We start from the raw sequence: 16939 nt of genomic DNA, 5'->3' as shown, positions 1-16939 counted from the left end.
TCCTCCCCGGCACGGGGAGGGGGACCGGCGAAGCCGGTGGAGGGGGCTCGCGACTTGGCGATTCGCTGGTGGAGAGCCCCCTCCACCAGCCTGCGGCTGGTCCCCCTCCCCGTGCCGGGGAGGAGCTTGCCCCTCTCGACCTGGTGTCGGATTTCCCGGCGATCCCCGCGGGCTGGGCCTATCTCGACACCGCCGCCACCGCGCAGAAGCCGCAGCCGGTGATCGACGCGATCACCCGCGCCTATGCCGAGACCTATGCGACGGTGCATCGCGGCGTCTACCAGCGCTCGGCCGACATGACGCTGGCGTACGAGGCCGCCCGCAGGCGCGTCGCCGGTTTCATCGGCGGCCAGCCGGAGGAAGTGGTGTTCGTCCGCGGCGCGACCGAGGCGATCAACCTCGTCGCCCAGAGCTGGGCCGGCACGCAGCTCAAGGCGGGCGACCGCATCCTGCTGTCGACGCTCGAGCACCACTCGAACATCGTCCCCTGGCAGCTCGTCGCCGAGCGGATCGGGGCGCACATCGACGTGGTGCCGCTGACCGCGGACCACCGCATCGATCTCGACGCGATGGCGGCGATGCTGAACGAGCAGCACAAGCTGGTCGCGCTCGCCCATGTCTCCAACGTGCTGGGCTCGGTGCTCGACGCGCGCCGCGCGGCCGACCTCGCCCATCGGCAAGGCGCCAAGCTGTTGCTCGACGGTTGCCAGGCGGTGCCGCGCATGGCCGTCGACGTTGCCGCGATCGGCGCCGATTTCTACGCCTTCTCCGGCCACAAGCTCTACGGCCCGACCGGTATCGGCGTGTTGTGGGGCCGGGCCGAACTGCTCGACGCGATGCCGCCGTACCAGGGCGGCGGATCGATGATCGACCGCGTCACCTTCGCGCGCACCACCTACGCCCCGCCGCCCGCACGGTTCGAGGCGGGAACGCCGCATATCGTCGGCGCGCTCGGGCTCGCCGCGGCGATCGACTATGTCGAGGGCATCGGGCTCGACCGCATCCACGCGCACGAGACCGCGCTGGTGCGCGAGGCGCGCGAGGCGCTCCAGCAGATCAACAGCGTCCGCCTGTTCGGCCCCGAGGATTCGGCCGGAATCGTGAGTTTCGCCGTCGAGGGGGTGCATCCGCACGACATCGGCACCATCTTGGACGAGGGAAGCGTGGCGATCCGCGCCGGCCACCATTGCGCCCAGCCCTTGATGGAGGCGCTGGGGGTGCCGGCGACGGCGCGGGCGAGCTTCGGGGTCTACAACGGGCCGGCGGACATCGCGGCGCTGGCGCGGGGTGTTGAGCGAGTGACGAGGATCTTCGGATGAGCGATCGGATTGCGGTCGAGGAAGTGGACAGCGTGACGCCGCCGCCCAAGGCGCGCGTGGAGGACGCCGCAGAAAGCCCGCGCGAGACGTTCGAGCGCAAGCGCGACTATCTGTCCGGCTTCCTCGCGGAGAAGCCGCAGGGCCTCTCGCCGGTCGAGCCGGGCGGCGAGACCTATGAGGCGGTGATCGAGGCGCTCAAGGAAATCTTCGATCCCGAGATCCCGGTGAACATCTATGAGCTCGGCCTGATCTACAACGTCGAGGTGACGCCGGAGGGCCACGCCGCGGTGACGATGACGCTGACCACGCCGCACTGCCCGGTCGCGGAATCGATGCCGGGCGAGGTCGAGCTGCGCGTCGGCGCGGTGCCGGGGATCGGCACGGTCGACGTCAACCTCGTCTGGGACCCGCCGTGGGACCCGTCAAAGATGTCCGACGAGGCGCGGCTCGAGCTGGGGATGCTGTGATGACGACCACCACCCGCGCACGCCCCGCCGTGCTCAACCTCACTCCCCGCGCCGAGGCGCGGATCGCCGAGCTGATGGCGAAGGCGCCGGAGGGCGCGGTCGGGGTCAAGCTGTCGACCCCGCGCCGCGGCTGCTCGGGCCTCGCCTATTCGGTCGATTACGTGACCGAGGCCAAGCCGTTCGACGAGGCGGTGGTGACGCCGGGCGGCACGCTCTACGTCGACGGCGCATCGGTGCTCTACCTGGTCGGCTCGACGATGGACTGGGTCGAGGACGATTTCACCGCCGGCTTCGTGTTCGACAATCCCAACGCCAAGGGCGCCTGCGGCTGCGGCGAGAGCTTCACCGTCTGACGCCGGCGACGTCCGCCGCGTCCCAGCCGCCCCCCATCGCCTGGTAGAGCGAGACATAGGCGGTGAGCCGGTCCGCCTCGGCCTGGACCAGAGTGAGCTCGGCATTGAGCAGCCCGCGCTGCGCGTCGAGCTGGTCGAGGTAGGAGGAATAGCCCGCCCGATACCGGTTCGAGGCATTGCGCAGCGCCGCGGCGAGCGCATCCCGCTGGGCGGTGAGGGCGACGGCCTGCTCCCCCGAGCGCTGCACGCCGACGAGGCCGTCCTCGACCTCGCGGAACGCCTGCAGCGCCGCCTTGCGATAGGCGAACGCCGCCTGGTCCCGCCGCGCCGCCGCCGCATCGGCCTGCGCCCGGGTCCGGCCGGCGTCGAAGATCGGCCCGAGGATCGACCCGCCCAGTGAGAACGCGCCTACGGGATCGGACAGCGCGGTCGACAGCACCAGCCCGGCCGACCCGGTCAGGCTGACGCTCGGCAGCATCGCCGCCCTTGCGCTGTCGAGGCTGCGGTCGGCGGCGACCAGCGTCTGCTCGGCCTGGAACAGGTCCGGCCGGCGGCGCAGCAGGTCGGCGGGCAGCCCGTCGGGGATCGCCGGGAAGGCGAGCCGCTCCAGCGCCGCCCCGCGGGCCACGGCGGCGGGCGGATCGCCGACCAGGATGCTGAGCGCATTCTCCTGCCGGGCGATGGCGAGCTCGGTCTGCGGCACGATCTGCTCGGTGGCATGGTACTCGCCCTCGGCCTGGTGCAGCTCGAGGTTCGAGGTATAGCCGGTGGTCGCCCGCCGCCGGGCGATGCGCAGCGCCTCGGCCCGCGAGGCCAGCGTCTCCCGCGCCACCGCCAGCCGTGCGTCGAGCGCGCGCAGCGTGATATAGCCGCTCGCCACGCTGCTGGTGATCGCCAGCCGCACCGCGTCCCGGGCGCCCTCGCTGGCGAGCAGCTGCGCCCGCGCCGCCGCGTCGGAGCTGCGCAGCCGCCCGAACAGATCGAGATCGTAGCTCGCCGAGAGCGCCGGCTGGCCGCCGAGATTGGTCGCCGCCGTCCCGAACGCGTTGAGCGCCCGGGCCTCGGACACCGGCGCCGTCCCGCTGACGTTCGGCGCGAGCTGGGCACGGGCGAGCCGCTCCTGCGCCCGCGCTTCCTCCACCCGCGCCGCCGCGGTGGCGATGTCCGGATTGTTGGCGAGCGCACGCTCGACCAGAGCGGTGAGCACCGGATCGCCGAACGCCTGCCACCAGTCTGCCCGGATCGGCGCCCCCGGCCCGAGCGCGCCACGCCACGCCGGCGGCGGCACCACGGCTGCGCCCGGCGGCGCCTCCGGACGCGGACCGATGCAGCCGCTCGCCGCCAGCGCCGCCAGCAGGACGAGCCCGCGTCTCACCGGACGCGAGGCCCGCTGCTGGTGTCGACCCGCGCCTGCACCGACATGCCGGGCCTGAGCCGCGCCGCGAGCGGCTGGCCGGGGTCGACACGGATGCGTACCGCGATCCGCTGCGGCACCTTGGTGAAGTTGCCGGTGGCGTTGTCCGCCTTCAGCACCGCGAACTCCGATCCGGCGGCGGGCGAGATGCGCTCGACCCGCCCGGTCAGCCGTGCGTTGGCGAGCGCATCGACGGTGAAGCTCGCCGGCTGGCCGACCGCCATCCGCGCGGTCTGCGCCTCCTTGAAGTTGGCGATCACCCATGTCTCCGCCGGCACCAGGAACATGAGCTGCGACCCCGCCGTCACATATTGCCCCAGCCGCACGCCGACCTCGCTCAGCCGTCCGGTCTCGGGGGCGCGGATCACCGTGTTGGCGAAGTCGATCTCCGCCGCCCGCCGCGCCGCCTCCGCGCCCGCGACGCCAGCCTGCTGTCCGCCGCGCCCGACCTCGACGGTGCGGATGTCCTGCCGCGCGATCTCCCGCGCCGCGATCGCCTGCCGCAGCCCCGCCTGCGCCTGGCGCAGCGCCGCCAGCGTCTGGTCACGCTCGCGCAGGCTCACCGATCCGTCGGTGACGAGGTCGTTGACGCGCGCCATGTCCGCCTGCGCGCGCAGCAGCTGCGCACGGGCATTGGCGACCGCCGCTTCCTGCGCGGCGAAGCTTGCGGCACGCGAGCGCGCGGCCTGGTCGGCGTTGGCGAGCGTCGCCTGGCTCGACGCCACCTGCGCTTCCGCCTGCTGGACGCGCTGGCGGTAGATGCGGTCGTCGATCACCACAAGCGGCTGGCCTGCGCGCACCTCCTCGAAGTCGCGCACCGTCACCTGCGTCACGTAACCGCTCACCTGCGGGCTGATCACGGTGGTGCGCCCGCGCACATAGGCGTTGTCGGTCGACTCATAGGGGGTCGCGAACGGCGGCAGCCGCCACGCCGCCAGGATCGCGGCGATGCCGGCCAGCGCGATCAGCGCCAGCACGATCAGCATCGTCCGGCTGTTGCGCGGCGGCCGCCAGCCCGATCCTGCGGGCGGCGGAGGTGCCGCTTGGGTCTCGGCCGCGCGCTCCTCCGTCACCGGGGCGGCACTGGCGGCGGTATCGGTCATGCGGCGGCCTCCCCTCCAGCCATGCGTCGCGCGCGCCACGCACGGCGGATCAGCAGGAACATCAGATACAGGGTGGTCGCCGCCGCCAGCCATGCGATCAAGCGGAAAGTGTCGTTGTAGGCGAGCACGTTGGCCTCGCGCGTCGCGGTCTGAGAGAGCAGGGCGCCGCCTTCCGCGCTGCGCAGCGCGGGATCGCCGACCACGCGACCGACCGCCGCGCCACCCGCCTGGAGCCGCGCGGCGACGATCGGATCGGTGGGATCGACGGTCTGCACGATCGCTGCGCTCTCAGCCTTCTCCCGGATCGTCTGGTACGATCCGAGCAGCGCCGATCCGCCGAGGCTGCCGATCGAGTTGATGATCCCGAACAGCGCGATGAAGGTGATGATGTGGCCCGAGCCCTCGCGCAACGCCCGCGTCATCCCGAACAGCAGCGAGGGGCCGAGGAAGAAGGTCGCCGAGAAGGCGATCAGCGCCTGCGTCGCATACATCTGCGGCGCGCGGGTGAGGCTGGTCGAGTGCGAGTCGATAAAGGCGGCGACCGCCACCAGCCCGATCGACAGCATCACCGGATGGGCCAGCTTCTCGACGTTGAGCGTCACCGCGCTCGCGACCACCCCGGCGACCGAAGCAATGAAGATGATCGTAAACAACGTCCCGAACTGGTCATTGTTCTGCCCCAGCACGGTCAGCAGCCCGACCGCGGCATAGGTCTGCTCGGACAGCACGATCCGCGCCATGATCGTGACGATGGTGAAGCGCAGGATGTCGGAGCTCGCCAGCCAGCGCGTGTTGAGCAGCGGGTTGGCGCGATGATGCTCGATCGCGATCGCGGCGAGGAACATCGGCAGCGCGATGATCAGCGCCCAGGCGATCCAGTTCGCGTTGGTCCACCACACGATGCGCCCGAGCCCCAGCACCGCCGCGACCAGCGCCATCGAGATGCCGAACAGCAGGAAGGTGACGAAGTCGAGCGGCTCGAACGCCTTGCGCCGGATGGTCGGCGGCAGCCGCAGCCATGCGACGCCGGCGAGCGACAGCAGCGCCAGCCCCAGCTCGAACAGATACAGCATCCGCCACTGCGACATCGCCAGCAGGTCGGGCGAGAATAGCCGGGCGAGCGGCAGCGTGCATTGCGGGATGCCGATCCCGATCACCACCGCCTTCAGCCGCCACTTCGCCGGCAGCGCCTGCATCATGTAGTAGAGACACAGGCTGCTGACCGCCGCGCCTGCCATGCCGCTGGCGGCCCGCACGACGATCGCCGACCAGAAATCGCGCACGAACAGATGCCCGAGCGTCAGCGCCGCATAGATGCCGAGAAAGATGATCGCGAAGGGCCTGAGGCCGAACTGCTGCCGGAACTTGATCAGCAGCAGGTTGATCGACGTGTTGGTCATCACATAGACCGTCGGCAGCCACGCGATCTCGGCCGGATCGAGCCCCAGCGATCCCTGCAGCGTCGTGGTGTTGGCCGAAATCAGCGCGCTGCCGAAACCGCCGGTCAGCCCCAGCAGCACCGCGATGATGCCATAGGCGATCCGCCGGCGGTTCGGATGCTCGGGCGATCCCGGCGATCCGGGCATCGCCGGCATTTCATGCGGCGCGAACTCCCAGCGTTCTTCCGAAAGGAACCGACGAAGGCGCGCGGCGGGCATGGCCCCAATACGCGCGAGAACCGCCGAGGCTTCAAGCCCCTAGGGTCTGGACCCTAGCCTGAAAGCCTCGGCGCGCCTGCCGACGAAAGCTGTCCTCCCGGCGTCAGGCGCCGCGCCAGAACCGGCGGGCGAGGGAGGTCGTTTGCGCGGGATACCCCTGGAGTTCGGCCACCTTCGGCTCGGTGATCGTGCCGTTCAGCACGCCGTCGAGCAACTCGCCGAGGTGGCGCTCGCCGTCGGTCTCGCAGCCCTGTCCCGCCGCCACCAGCGCGAGCGCGGAGGCATGGACGAACCGGCTGCCCCAATTGGTCGCGAGCGTCGCGGCCTGCGCGCCCGCCTCGGCCGTATCGGCATCGGTGTAGAGAAGCGACGGGAAGGGCAGCGGCGTGCTCGGTGCCGAGAAAGACTTGAGCCCGACTGAGGGCTTCGCCGCGCCGGTGCCGAGCGGGTCGAGCAGCAACGCCCCGGCGACGTCGGCGACATAGGCGGTCGGCGACAACCGCGCCCACCAGGCGACGGCGAAGCAGCTGACCGATTCGGCGATCAGCACGACCTTGCCGCGCGTCCGCCGCACCGCCTCATCGAGCCGCGCCGCCCATACGTTGCGGCGGCCCAGACCATGCACGCCGAGCTCGACCTTCGGCCCGTCGAGGGCATGGAGCCAGCGCGACGAATCGCTTCGATCGGACACCGCGATGATCACCGGGAACTCTTCGAACGCAGCGGAAACGGGCATCGCCACCTCTCCTGCAGCGGTCAGGATGTCATGGGATGAGCCCCATGCGACTCCGGGCCGGAATGCGCGAAGCTATTCCCACCTATCCGCTATGCAATAGCCTTTGCGACGAGGCGAAGCTGAAGGTGAGATGAACGCTTGGGCACGGGATCTTGAGAGTCGGAGGCCGACATCTCAATTCTCCTCGGCGTCACCCCGGACTTGTTCCGGGGTCCACTGCGCCTCGCGGGTTGCGCTCGAAACCTCTTGTCCGGTCCTTGCCTCCCGGTGGACCCCGGAACAAGTCCGGGGTGACGACTGGAAATCAGGCTACGGGAGACCTTTTCCCGTCTCTAATGCCGGGTAGCCGAATCGCGCGGGACGGTCGCGTGGCCGACCCTGCGATAGGCTTTGGGCGTCATCCCGAACCGCCGGTGGAACAATTCGCCGAAGTGCGAGGGAGTGGCGAAGCCCAGCCGATAGGCGATCTCGGCGATGCTCTGTTCGCTTTCGAGCAGATAGCGGCTGGCGAGGTGCAGCCGGTGCGTGCGGACATAATCGCTCCAGGCCAGCCCGATCTGCTGGCGGAACCGCCGGCTGAAATAGGCCGGCGACAGCGAACAGAGCGCCGCCGCTTCTTCCAATGAAGGTGCAAGAGCCGGATCGCGGCGCAGGCGGTCGAGCGCCGGTCGCAGCCGGTCGATCCCCGTACGGCCGGCGGCCAGCGCCTCGCCGTCGATCGCAGGAGACCGCACCACCCCGCGCAGCAGCAGCTCGGCGATCGGCAGCGCCAGCGGATCGGCCGCCGACAGCTCGGTCAGCCAATCGGCGAGCATGTCGAGGCGGCCCTGCTGGATCGAATCGGGCTTGGCGCAGAACGGCGCGGAGAGTCGCTCGAGTCCCGGCGCCTGCCCCAGCGCCTCTCCGGCAATCGCATCGATCTGGACCAGCACCCAGTCGCGCGGTCCCGGGCCCAGCGCGAAGTCGTGCTGGCACATCGACGGCACGAACACGACGCAGCCCGGCGTCAGCGGATAGCGGCGCCCCTCAGCGGTGAAATGGCCGGAGACGCGGCCGAACAGCACCAGCTCATGCACGTCGTGGAAATGCGGGAACGGCGTGCTCGGCGGCGAGCCCGGCCCCTGGTGCACGCGCTCGACGCGCAGCCCCGCGCCGGGGCGCAGCTCCACCGGCTCGCAGATCGGGCGGTCGAGGTCGGACGTGGCCATCCGCCTGCTCTCCGCCCGGTACTGCACCATCGTCAAGGGGTGCCGAGGATCCGCACCTCCAGCGGCCTGAGCCTGAGGGCCGACGGACCGGCGGCCGCGCTGCGGTCGATCAGGTCGATCCAGCCCGAACCGAGCCCGGCAGGATGCGCCTCGGCGTCGGCCTTGCCGAGATTGACCATCAGCAGCGTTCGCCGGCCGCCGGTCTCGCGCAGCACGCACAGTACCGGCGATCCCTCGTCGCAGACCAGGCGCTGGCTCCCTTCGCGCAGCTCCGGGCGGTCGCGGCGCAGCGCGAGCAGCGTGCGATACCAGTTGAGGAGCGAATCCGGCCGGCCAGCCTCCTCTTCGATCGAGACGCCGTCGTGCGATCGGTTGGCGCGCTCGATCCACCACGGGCGGTCGTCGCCCTTGTACCAGGTCGCCGACCCCGCCGCGTCGAGATCGGCCGACCAGCGGAACGCCTCGCGCAGCGGGATGTGCGCGGCGTCCGACATGGTGCCCTTGCGCGTCACGCCGCGCATGCCGAGCTCCTGGCCGTAGTAGATCAGCGGCTCGCCCTCCAGCATCAGCGCGATCGCCGCCGCGGCGCGCGCGCGGGCCGGGTCGTTGTCGACCAGCGACATCAGCCGGTCGGTGTCGTGGTTCTCGAGGAAAGTGATCTGGCCCTTGCCGGCTGGGGTCTTCGCCTCGGTCTCGCGGATCGCGGCGACGATCGCCGGCTTGTCGAGCTTGGTCATCGCGCCGCGCAGCGGGAAGGCGAAGACGAGATCGGCGTTGCCGCGGTTCAGCCAGTCCTCGCCATATCCCCAGTCGGCCTGCTCGGCGAGGATGCGGAAGCCGGGCCTCCGCGCCTTCACCTTCGCGATGATCGGCGTCCAGAAATCGGCGAACAGGTTCTTGAGCAGATGCTTGTTGTCGAGATCGTCCATCATATGGTCGATCCGGTAGCCGTCGACGCCGTCGCGGCCGCTGCCGTCGCCGTGCGGGTCGGCCCAGAACAGGAACAGCCGCTCGAAATAGCGTTTCACCGCCGGCTGGCGCATGTCGACCATCGCGATGCCGATGTAGCGACCGTCATAGCTCTGCCAGGCGGGCTGGTTGAGGAACGGCTCCGGCTCCTGATGCCCCGGTCGGCGCCACAGGATATGATCGCCGAGCGGCGCGTCCGGCCGCCCCCGCGATTGCTCCAGCCACGGATGCCCGTCCGCGACATACTGGATCTCCTGGTCGAGATAGACCTTGAGGCCAAGGCCGTGCGCGGCGCGGACGAAGGCGAAATAATCGTCCATCGTGCCATAGGCCGGGTCGATGCCCTCGAAGTCGGTCGCGAAATAATTGTGGTAGAAGGGCGAGGGCTGGAGCGGCGTCAGCAGGATCGAGGTCACGCCGAGCTGCTTCAGATAGTCGAGCTTCTCGGTCAGCCCCTTAAGGTCGCCGATGCGGTCGCCGTTGGAATCGCGGAAGCTGCGCATGAAGATGTGATAGAAGACCTCCTCGCCCGCCGGCGCGAGCGGCGGCGGCGCAGGGGATTGCGCCGGCGCGGCGGCGGCGAGCGCCGCGGCCATGGCCAATCCGGCAAGCGTGCGGGCGATCCTCATCCGTTCCTCTCCATGACCGTCCTGTCGCCGCACAGCACGCGGCCGAAGAAGCGCAGCGTCTCCTCGATCGCGCTCGACCAGTAGCGCCAGTCGTGCCCGCCGGGTCGCTCGGCATAGACGTGCGGAACCCCGCGCTGCTCCAGCGCGAAATGCAGCGCGCGGTTCGCCGCCAGGAAGGGGTCGTCGAGCCCGCAATCGAACCGGATCGGCGGCAGCGGCGCGGGCGCTTCGGTGAGCGCCGCCAGCACGCTGGTGTCGCAATCGGCGATGCTCCACCATTCGCGGCTTTCCTCGATCAGCGCGTCGAGCTGCTGCGCTTCGGTGACCGCGGAATGGGCCGATGCGGCAGCGAAGCGGTCCGGATATTTGCCGGCAAGGCACAGCGCCCCGAACCCGCCCATGCTGAGTCCTCCGACGAGCAGCGGCGAATCGGCGGTGCAGCCCTCGACGACATGGGCGGCCAGCGCGGGCACCTCCTTGACGATCCATTGCTCGAAATCGAGGCGCGCGTGCGGGACATAGCCCGATCCGTCGCCCCACAGGCCGTCCGACGGCATCACCAAAGCGATCGGCGGCAGCGAACCCTCCGCCATCAGCCGCGCGGCGGTGAGATGGGCGCCACCCTTCAGCGCCCAGGCCCAATGCGAGCTGTAGACTCCGTGGAGCAGCATCACGATCGGCAGGTCGCGGACGCCCCTGAACTCGGGCGGGACATACAGCGTCACGTCGGCGCGCTGGCTCAGCGCCCGGCTCTTGACGGTGAGGAATTCGAGATCGTCGGCCGGGATCGCCGGATCCGAGCGCTCGATCGTGCGGAACGGGCTTCCGCGGCTCATGCGAACGTCAGCACGCTTTTGGTGCTCCTTCCTTCGAGCATGTCGGCAAAGGCACGGTCGAGCGCCTCGAGCGGGTAGCGGTGGCTGATCAGCGACGCGAGCTCGAGGCTGCCGTCCGCCGCCCAGCCGAACAGGCGGGGAAAGTCGCGCGCCGGCACGCAGCCGCCGTAGAGCGGGGCGAGGTAGCGCTTGTTCCAGAAGAAATCGGTCAGCGCGACGCTGCCGGTGCCATGCGCGCCGCTCACCTGCAACGCATTGCCGCCGTTCCGGACCAGGCGCAGCGGCAGGAAGGCGAGGGCGGGGACGCCCGTTGCCTCGAAGGCGTGATCGGCCCCCCGCCCGCCCGTCAGCGCGCGGACCTCCGTCACCAGCCGCTCGCCGTCATCGTCGCCCGCGCGCAGCAGATGCGTCGCGCCGAGCGCCCGGGCGTGGTCGAGCCGCGCCTGGACCCGATCGATCGCGATGATGGTCGCAGCTCCGGCGATCCGCGCGCCCTGGATCACGTTCAGCCCCACGCCGCCGCACCCGACCACCGCCACGCTGTCCCCCGGCGCGACCTCCGCCACATTCACCACCGACCCGACGCCGGTCATCACCGCGCAGCCAAGGATGCAGGCGATCTCGGCCGGCAATTCCGGGGGCAGCGGCGTCACCGCCTCGGCCCGGACCAGCGCATGACGCGAGAAGGTGCCGAGGTGAAAGGCACGCTCGACCGGCTTGCCGTCGAGGCGCGTCCCGCCGGCATGGGCGCGGCTGGTGCCGAGCGCCGGCGGATCGATCTCATGGGTGCGCTCGCACAGCGCCTCGGCGCCGCGGCCGCACTGGAAGCAGGCGCCGCACGGGATCGCCCAGTTGAGCAGGACGGGCTGGCCGACTTCGAGCCGAGTCACGCCTTCACCGATCGCCTCGACGTGGCCGGCGCCTTCGTGGCCCATCACCAGCGGCCCCGGCCAGCGCAGCGAGGCATGGTCGGTATGGCACACGCCCGCCGCCGCGATCGTCACCCGGACCTCGCCGGGACCGGGCGGATCGACCTCGATCGTCTCGATCGTGAAGCCGCCCCGGCCGTCGGCGATCGCCGCCGGACCGACGGCCACGCCTGCGCTCACGCGGCGCGCTCGAACAGCACGGGGTTGAGCCGCGTGTCGATCACCTTGCCGACCTCGGCGCCCGGGCACCAGCGCTCCCAGTCGTGCCGCTGCATGTCGTTGCTCGGCGCCTTCAGCACCATGTCGCGGTCCATGTAGATCACGGTCATCACCGATCGCGGCTGCTCCGACCGGTTCGGCCCGGCGCGGTGGAAGGTCCAGCCGAGGTGGAAGCTGACCTCGCCGAGGTCGAACGGGGCATCGACCACCGGGAAGCCGTGCGCCTCCATGTTGCGCGTGATCTCGCGCTCGCTCTCGTCGGAGATGCCGAGGTCGCGGCCGAACTCGATATGCTGGCTGCCGGCGAAGAAGGCGAGCGGCCCCATGTCCTGCGGCACCGCCTGCAGCGGCACCCAGGCGGTGATGGTGCGATCGCTGGAGACGGGCCAGTAATATTGGTCGGCATGGGCCGGGGTGATCCCGCCGCCCGGCTCCTTGTAGAGCGACTGATCGTGATAGAGCCGCACGCCCTCCACCTCGAGCAGCGCCGCGGCGATCCCGGCGAGCCGCTTGCCGAACACGAACTCGCGTGCGACCGAACTCTCCTCCCACAGGTTCATGATCTGCAGGAAGGCGCGGTCATAGGTGCTGCGCTCCTCGAGCGGCAGCGTCTGGGTGTTGAGCGCGATGGTGAGCAGCGTGATCTCTTCGCCGTAATAGCGAAGCTCCTCGGCCGAGAACACGTGCTTGAGCTTGATGAACCCGTCGTTGCGGAACTGCGCGACCTGCTCGGGCGAAATCGGATAGGGGCGATCGAGATCGATCGGCATCCTGGCATCTCCTGCGTCTGTTCTTGGAGGCCAGCATAATCTCACACAGATGCGGCCGCAGCCGCCGCGGCTATCGCGTCCCGGCGCAAAAACTATCGGATCGATGACCTTTGGAACGGGTTGCGGAATGTGACCCACTTACTCGTCACCCCGGACTTGTTCCGGGGGCCACCGGGCGCACAACTAAAGGTTTCGAGATTCCAGCTGGAACCTCGCCGCCTGCCTTCGTGGAGAAGTGGATGCCGGACCAAGTCCGGCATGACAATCCAGGTCTAGCCGCGCCCGCTCGACTGCCGCTCCACCAGCCGCGCGGGCAGCACGGTCGTGTCGGCCGGCTCGCGGTTGATCTGGCGGATCAGCGAGTCGACCAGCAGCTCGCCGGCGCGGGCATAGTCCTGGGCGATGGTGGTCAGCGCCGGCTGGGTCAGCCGCGCGGCGGGGATGTCGTCGAAGCCGACGATCGCGACGTCGCGCGGAACCTCGAGGCCGTGCTCGGCCAATGCCTGCATCGCCCCGATCGCGATCAGGTCCGAGCCGGCGAAGATCGCGTCGAAGGGAATGCCGCGCCCGATCAGCTGCCGGGCGGCGGCATAGCCCGCCTCCTCGGTGGTGATCGAATCGACCTGCAGCCCGATGTCCGGGATCAGTCCGGCGTCGCGCTGCGCATCGCAGAGTCCGAGATAGCGATTGCGGAATTCGGGATAACGCTTGTTCGCTTCGCCGAGAAAGGCGATGTGCCGTCGTCCGCTCGCGATCAGATGCTCGCCCGCCAGCCGCCCGCCGCCGCGATTGTCGCAGCCGATCGTGGTGCCCGCGCTGCCCGGCTCGACCGAGCCCCAGCGCACGAAATGGGTACCATGCTCGACGAGATGGTCGAGCCGGGCGCGGTAGAGCTCGTAGTCGCCATAGCCGAGCAGGATGATGCCGTCGGCGCGGTGGCTGTCCTCGTAATCGACATGCCAGTCGGCGGAGAGCTGTTGGAACGAGGTGAGCAGGTCATAGCCCCTGAGCGCGCAGGTCCGCGTGATCGAACCCAGCATCGACAGGAAGAAGGGATTGATCAGCGTCTCGTCGGGCGTCGGGTCCTGGAAGAACAGCAGCGCCAGCGTGTTGCTCTGCCCGCGCCTCAGGTTCGAAGCGTTCTTGTCGACCTTGTAGTTGAGCTGGCGCGCGATCGCCTCGACGCGCTTGCGGGTCGCCTCGCTCACGGTCCGGTCGCCGCGCAGCGCGCGGGACACGGTCGGCTGGGAGACGCCGGCAAGCGCGGCGATGTCGAACGAAGTGGGCTTGGCGTGCACCGAACGCATTCTGCTCTGCAAGGGACCCATAGTCCTTGCAACTCATCCTAGTCGCGCCCGCAGACAAGCGGAAGCTGAGGCTGAATACGTATGCCGGAATCTTGGAATTGAGTGGCCGCGGCGACACACACGACCTTCAGATACCAGCCGAGCGGACATTTGAGAGGCCGCCGGCAGATCGGGAGGGGACTGATGACCAAGCTCAATTCTTCCATGGCGGCCCGGCTTTCGGTCGGCGCGAGCGCGCTGGCGATGGCGCTGGCGGCGGCGCCGTCCTTCGCCCAGTCGGCCGATACCGCGGTGCCGGACACCCAGGTGCCGGACCAGCCGGATCAACAGGACATCGTCGTCACCGGCTTCCGCGCGGCGCTCGAGAGCGCGGTGGCGGAGAAGAAGAACCGCGACCAGGTCGTCGAATCGATCTCGGCGGAGGACATCGGCAAGCTCCCCGACGCCTCGATCGCCGAATCGATCGCGCGCCTGCCGGGCCTCACCTCGCAGCGCGTGTCGGGCCGCTCGAACGTCATCTCGATCCGCGGCTTCGCGCCGGACTTCTCGACCACGCTGCTCAACGGCCGCGAGCAGACCTCGACCGGCGACAACCGCGCGGTCGAGTACGACCAGTATCCGTCCGAGGTGATCAGCCAGGTCAACGTCTACAAGACGCCGATGGCTAGCCTGGTCGGCCAGGGCCTCGCCGGCACGGTCGACCTGCGCACCATCCGCCCGCTCGACTATGGCAAGCGCGTCATCTCGGTCGGCGCGCGCGGTATCTATTCCGATCTCGGCAAGCTCAACGCCGGGTCGAAGGAATATGGCTACCGCGTCAACGGCACCTATGTCGACAAGTTCGCCAATGACACGATCGGCGTCGCGCTGTCGGCGAGCTATGTCGACGAGCCGTACCAGATCCAGGAGTTCAACAGCTGGGGCTATGCAGATACCCCGGCCGGCCCGGTGATCGGCGGCTCCAAGTCCTACAACACCTCGACTACGCTCAAGCGGCTCGGTCTCCAGGGCACGGTCCAGTGGCGGCCCGCGCCGGAATTCACCACCACCTTCGACGCCTTCTATTCGGACTTCAAGGACGACCAGATCAAGCGCGGCGTCGAGATGCCGCTGCTGTGGGGCGGCGTGCCGCTCACCAATGCGCAGGCGACCGACGGCCTCGTCACCTCGGGCACCTATACCGGAGTCAAGGGCGTCGTCCGCAACGATGCCTTCCAGCGCCATGCCAAGCTCTATTCGTTCGGCTGGAACGGCAAGTACGAGGGCGACGACGGGTGGAAGGCGACGTTCGACGTCAGCCATTCGCGCACCGACCGCAACGAGCTGACGCTGGAGACCTATGCCGGCACCGGCCGCGTCGGATCGGGCGCGACCGACACGGTCAATTTCCGCTCGTCGGGCAGCGGCACGACCTTCGATCATGCGCTCGACTATGGCGACTGGAACACCATCCTGCTCACCAGCCCGCAAGGGTGGGGCGGCACGCTGATCGGCCTGAATGGCGACGCCATCCGCGGCGGCCAGGACGGCTATTACAACAACCGCGTCATCAAGGACCGGCTGTGGCAGTATCGCGCGGAGGTGGAGAAGGAGATCGACAACGGTTTCCTGCGCAGCGTCCAGTTCGGCCTGAACTATACCGATCGCAGCAAGTCGCTGACGCCGAACGAGGCGTTCGTCGGCCTCGTCGCCAACACCGACGAGACGGTGAGCGTGCCGGTGCCGCCGGAGTTCCGGCTCGGCACCACCAACCTGTCCTATCTCGGGCTGGGGCCGGTCATCAGCTACGATCCGGTCGCGCTGCTCAATTCGGGCATCTACCACCTGATCGCCAACCCCTATGGCGACGTCGTGGTGAAGGGCTATGACGTCTCCGAAAAGGTGATGACCGCCTATCTCCAGGCGAACATCAAGTCGCACGTCGGATCGGCCGAGCTGACCGGCAACGTCGGCGTCCAGTTCGCCGCCACCTCGCAGCATTCGAACGGCGCGTCGGCTATATTCGCGGGCTTCAACCCCAACGGATCGCCCAACATCCTGGGCATCGCGCGGCACGAGGGCGCGACCTTCGACGACTGGCTGCCCAGCCTCAACCTGTCGCTGCGCTTCCCGAGCGACTTCGTGATCCGCTTCGGCGCGGCGCGCGAGATCATCCGGCCCAAGCTCGACGACATGAAGGCGTCGACCAGCTACGGCTTCAATATGGGCGCCGGCGGCGATCCCGCCGTCGCCCGCGTGGATGGCAGCTCGGGCAACCCGGTGCTGCGGCCGTGGCGCGCCTGGGCCGCCGACCTCACCTTCGAGAAATATTTCGGCACGCGCGGCTATCTCGCGGCGCAGTTCTTCTGGAAGGACCTCGAAAGCTACGTCTACAACGCGACCATCCCGTTCGACTTCACCGGCTATCCGGTCGGCGATCCGGGCACCTACATGGGCGCCGACGGGGTCATTCGTCCGCGCACGATCAACTACAACGGCTTCATGACCGTGCCGATCAACGGCAAGGGCGGCAAGCTCTACGGCGTCGAGCTGGCCGGCACGCTCCCGCTCGGCGGCGTCGTCAGTGCGCTCGACGGCTTCGGCCTGACCGGCGGCGGCTCCTATACGATCACCAAGATCCATCCCCGGCCCGGCGACCCCACCGACAATCTGCCCGGCTATTCGAAGTGGGTGGTGAACGGCACCGCCTTCTTCGAGAAATGGGGCTTCTCGGCGCGCGGCAGCGTCCGTTACCGCTCGACCTTCATCGGCGACGTCTCCGCGTTCGGCGCCACCCCCGTCCGCCGCCGCGCCGCGCCGGAGACGATCGTCGATGCGCAGATCGGCTATGATTTCTCGGACGGCGCGTTCAAGGGCCTGTCGCTGTACCTCCAGGGCCAGAACCTCACCGACGAACCGTTCAAGACCTACAATCCCGGGCATCCCGAGCAGGTGATCGACTACCAGACCTATGGCCGCCGCTTCCTGGCGGGATTCACCTACAAATTCTGAGCAATTGCATCGCCTGTCCGCTCTTCGGCGG

At 69.3% G+C, this 16939-nt stretch carries 14 protein-coding genes; 4 read left to right on the top strand and 10 right to left on the bottom strand.

Annotation, left to right across the window (positions count from 1 at the left end; all coding sequences use genetic code 11):
* Nucleotides 1-140: 140 nt before the first annotated feature.
* Genes AC2YHA_RS16705 through AC2YHA_RS16695 form a run of 3 tightly spaced genes read left to right on the top strand, consistent with a single transcriptional unit; the run spans nt 141 to nt 2139 of the window.
* Nucleotides 141-1319 carry a cysteine desulfurase gene (locus AC2YHA_RS16705; RefSeq protein WP_487402537.1) on the top strand — a complete coding sequence of 393 codons (1179 nt, stop codon included), beginning with the start codon at nt 141-143 and terminating at the stop codon, nt 1317-1319.
* Nucleotides 1316-1786, top strand: a complete 471-nt coding sequence (locus tag AC2YHA_RS16700) for an SUF system Fe-S cluster assembly protein (protein WP_487402512.1) — start codon at nt 1316-1318, stop codon at nt 1784-1786. The genes AC2YHA_RS16705 and AC2YHA_RS16700 overlap by 4 nt, the downstream gene beginning before the upstream one ends.
* Nucleotides 1786-2139 (top strand): HesB/IscA family protein, encoded by a 354-nt coding sequence (locus AC2YHA_RS16695; RefSeq protein ID WP_487402511.1) that lies wholly within the window; start codon nt 1786-1788, stop codon nt 2137-2139. Before AC2YHA_RS16700 ends, AC2YHA_RS16695 begins: the two co-directional genes overlap by 1 nt.
* On the opposite strand, the gene AC2YHA_RS16690 is transcribed toward AC2YHA_RS16695, so the two are convergent.
* The 10 genes from AC2YHA_RS16690 to AC2YHA_RS16645 form a co-directional block, all read right to left on the bottom strand.
* Nucleotides 2129-3514 (bottom strand): efflux transporter outer membrane subunit, encoded by a 1386-nt coding sequence (locus AC2YHA_RS16690; RefSeq protein ID WP_487402510.1) that lies wholly within the window; start codon nt 3512-3514, stop codon nt 2129-2131. The two genes, AC2YHA_RS16695 and AC2YHA_RS16690, sit on opposite strands and share 11 nt — an antisense overlap.
* Nucleotides 3511-4656, bottom strand: coding sequence for an HlyD family secretion protein (locus AC2YHA_RS16685; RefSeq protein WP_487402509.1), 1146 nt, complete (start codon nt 4654-4656; stop codon nt 3511-3513). Before AC2YHA_RS16685 ends, AC2YHA_RS16690 begins: the two co-directional genes overlap by 4 nt.
* Nucleotides 4653-6242 carry an efflux MFS transporter permease gene (locus AC2YHA_RS16680; protein ID WP_487402508.1) on the bottom strand — a complete coding sequence of 530 codons (1590 nt, stop codon included), beginning with the start codon at nt 6240-6242 and terminating at the stop codon, nt 4653-4655. Before AC2YHA_RS16680 ends, AC2YHA_RS16685 begins: the two co-directional genes overlap by 4 nt.
* A 175-nt stretch (nt 6243-6417) precedes the next feature.
* Nucleotides 6418-7050, bottom strand: coding sequence for an alpha/beta hydrolase (locus AC2YHA_RS16675; RefSeq protein WP_487402507.1), 633 nt, complete (start codon nt 7048-7050; stop codon nt 6418-6420).
* A 332-nt stretch (nt 7051-7382) separates the two neighbouring features.
* Nucleotides 7383-8258 carry a helix-turn-helix transcriptional regulator gene (locus tag AC2YHA_RS16670; protein ID WP_487402506.1) on the bottom strand — a complete coding sequence of 292 codons (876 nt, stop codon included), beginning with the start codon at nt 8256-8258 and terminating at the stop codon, nt 7383-7385.
* Between the two features lie 32 nt (nt 8259-8290).
* Nucleotides 8291-9856 (bottom strand): alpha-amylase family glycosyl hydrolase, encoded by a 1566-nt coding sequence (locus AC2YHA_RS16665; RefSeq protein ID WP_487402505.1) that lies wholly within the window; start codon nt 9854-9856, stop codon nt 8291-8293.
* Entirely contained in the window at nt 9853-10692 is an 840-nt protein-coding gene (locus AC2YHA_RS16660; protein WP_487402504.1) for an alpha/beta hydrolase, read from the bottom strand. The genes AC2YHA_RS16665 and AC2YHA_RS16660 overlap by 4 nt, the downstream gene beginning before the upstream one ends.
* Nucleotides 10689-11789, bottom strand: a complete 1101-nt coding sequence (locus AC2YHA_RS16655; protein WP_487402503.1) for an alcohol dehydrogenase catalytic domain-containing protein — start codon at nt 11787-11789, stop codon at nt 10689-10691. The genes AC2YHA_RS16660 and AC2YHA_RS16655 overlap by 4 nt, the downstream gene beginning before the upstream one ends.
* 8 nt (nt 11790-11797) lie before the next feature.
* Nucleotides 11798-12610: a phytanoyl-CoA dioxygenase family protein gene (locus tag AC2YHA_RS16650; protein ID WP_487402502.1), complete on the bottom strand. Its 813-nt coding sequence runs from the start codon at nt 12608-12610 to the stop codon at nt 11798-11800.
* A gap of 272 nt (nt 12611-12882) precedes the next feature.
* Entirely contained in the window at nt 12883-13917 is a 1035-nt protein-coding gene (locus AC2YHA_RS16645; RefSeq protein WP_487402501.1) for a LacI family DNA-binding transcriptional regulator, read from the bottom strand.
* Between the two features lie 183 nt (nt 13918-14100).
* Between AC2YHA_RS16645 and AC2YHA_RS16640 the strand changes: the two genes are divergently transcribed.
* Entirely contained in the window at nt 14101-16908 is a 2808-nt protein-coding gene (locus AC2YHA_RS16640) for a TonB-dependent receptor (RefSeq protein WP_487402500.1), read from the top strand.
* Nucleotides 16909-16939 lie beyond the last annotated feature (31 nt).

This window comes from Sphingomonas sp. SRI_018, from assembly GCF_057586275.1.
The sequence above is the reverse complement of the archived record's forward strand: the minus strand, read 5'-3'. Positions and strand labels throughout refer to the sequence as shown.

Coding starts and splice junctions, on each gene's coding strand:
- AC2YHA_RS16695 (WP_487402511.1), top strand. CDS start 1,786: ATGACGACCACCACCCGCGCACGCCCCGCCGTGCTCAACCTCACTCCC.
- AC2YHA_RS16640 (WP_487402500.1), top strand. CDS start 14,101: ATGACCAAGCTCAATTCTTCCATGGCGGCCCGGCTTTCGGTCGGCGCG.
- AC2YHA_RS16680 (WP_487402508.1), bottom strand. CDS start 6,242: ATGCCCGGATCGCCGGGATCGCCCGAGCATCCGAACCGCCGGCGGATC.
- AC2YHA_RS16660 (WP_487402504.1), bottom strand. CDS start 10,692: ATGAGCCGCGGAAGCCCGTTCCGCACGATCGAGCGCTCGGATCCGGCG.
- AC2YHA_RS16685 (WP_487402509.1), bottom strand. CDS start 4,656: ATGACCGATACCGCCGCCAGTGCCGCCCCGGTGACGGAGGAGCGCGCG.
- AC2YHA_RS16650 (WP_487402502.1), bottom strand. CDS start 12,610: ATGCCGATCGATCTCGATCGCCCCTATCCGATTTCGCCCGAGCAGGTC.
- AC2YHA_RS16645 (WP_487402501.1), bottom strand. CDS start 13,917: ATGCGTTCGGTGCACGCCAAGCCCACTTCGTTCGACATCGCCGCGCTT.
- AC2YHA_RS16700 (WP_487402512.1), top strand. CDS start 1,316: ATGAGCGATCGGATTGCGGTCGAGGAAGTGGACAGCGTGACGCCGCCG.
- AC2YHA_RS16675 (WP_487402507.1), bottom strand. CDS start 7,050: ATGCCCGTTTCCGCTGCGTTCGAAGAGTTCCCGGTGATCATCGCGGTG.
- AC2YHA_RS16665 (WP_487402505.1), bottom strand. CDS start 9,856: ATGAGGATCGCCCGCACGCTTGCCGGATTGGCCATGGCCGCGGCGCTC.
- AC2YHA_RS16670 (WP_487402506.1), bottom strand. CDS start 8,258: ATGGCCACGTCCGACCTCGACCGCCCGATCTGCGAGCCGGTGGAGCTG.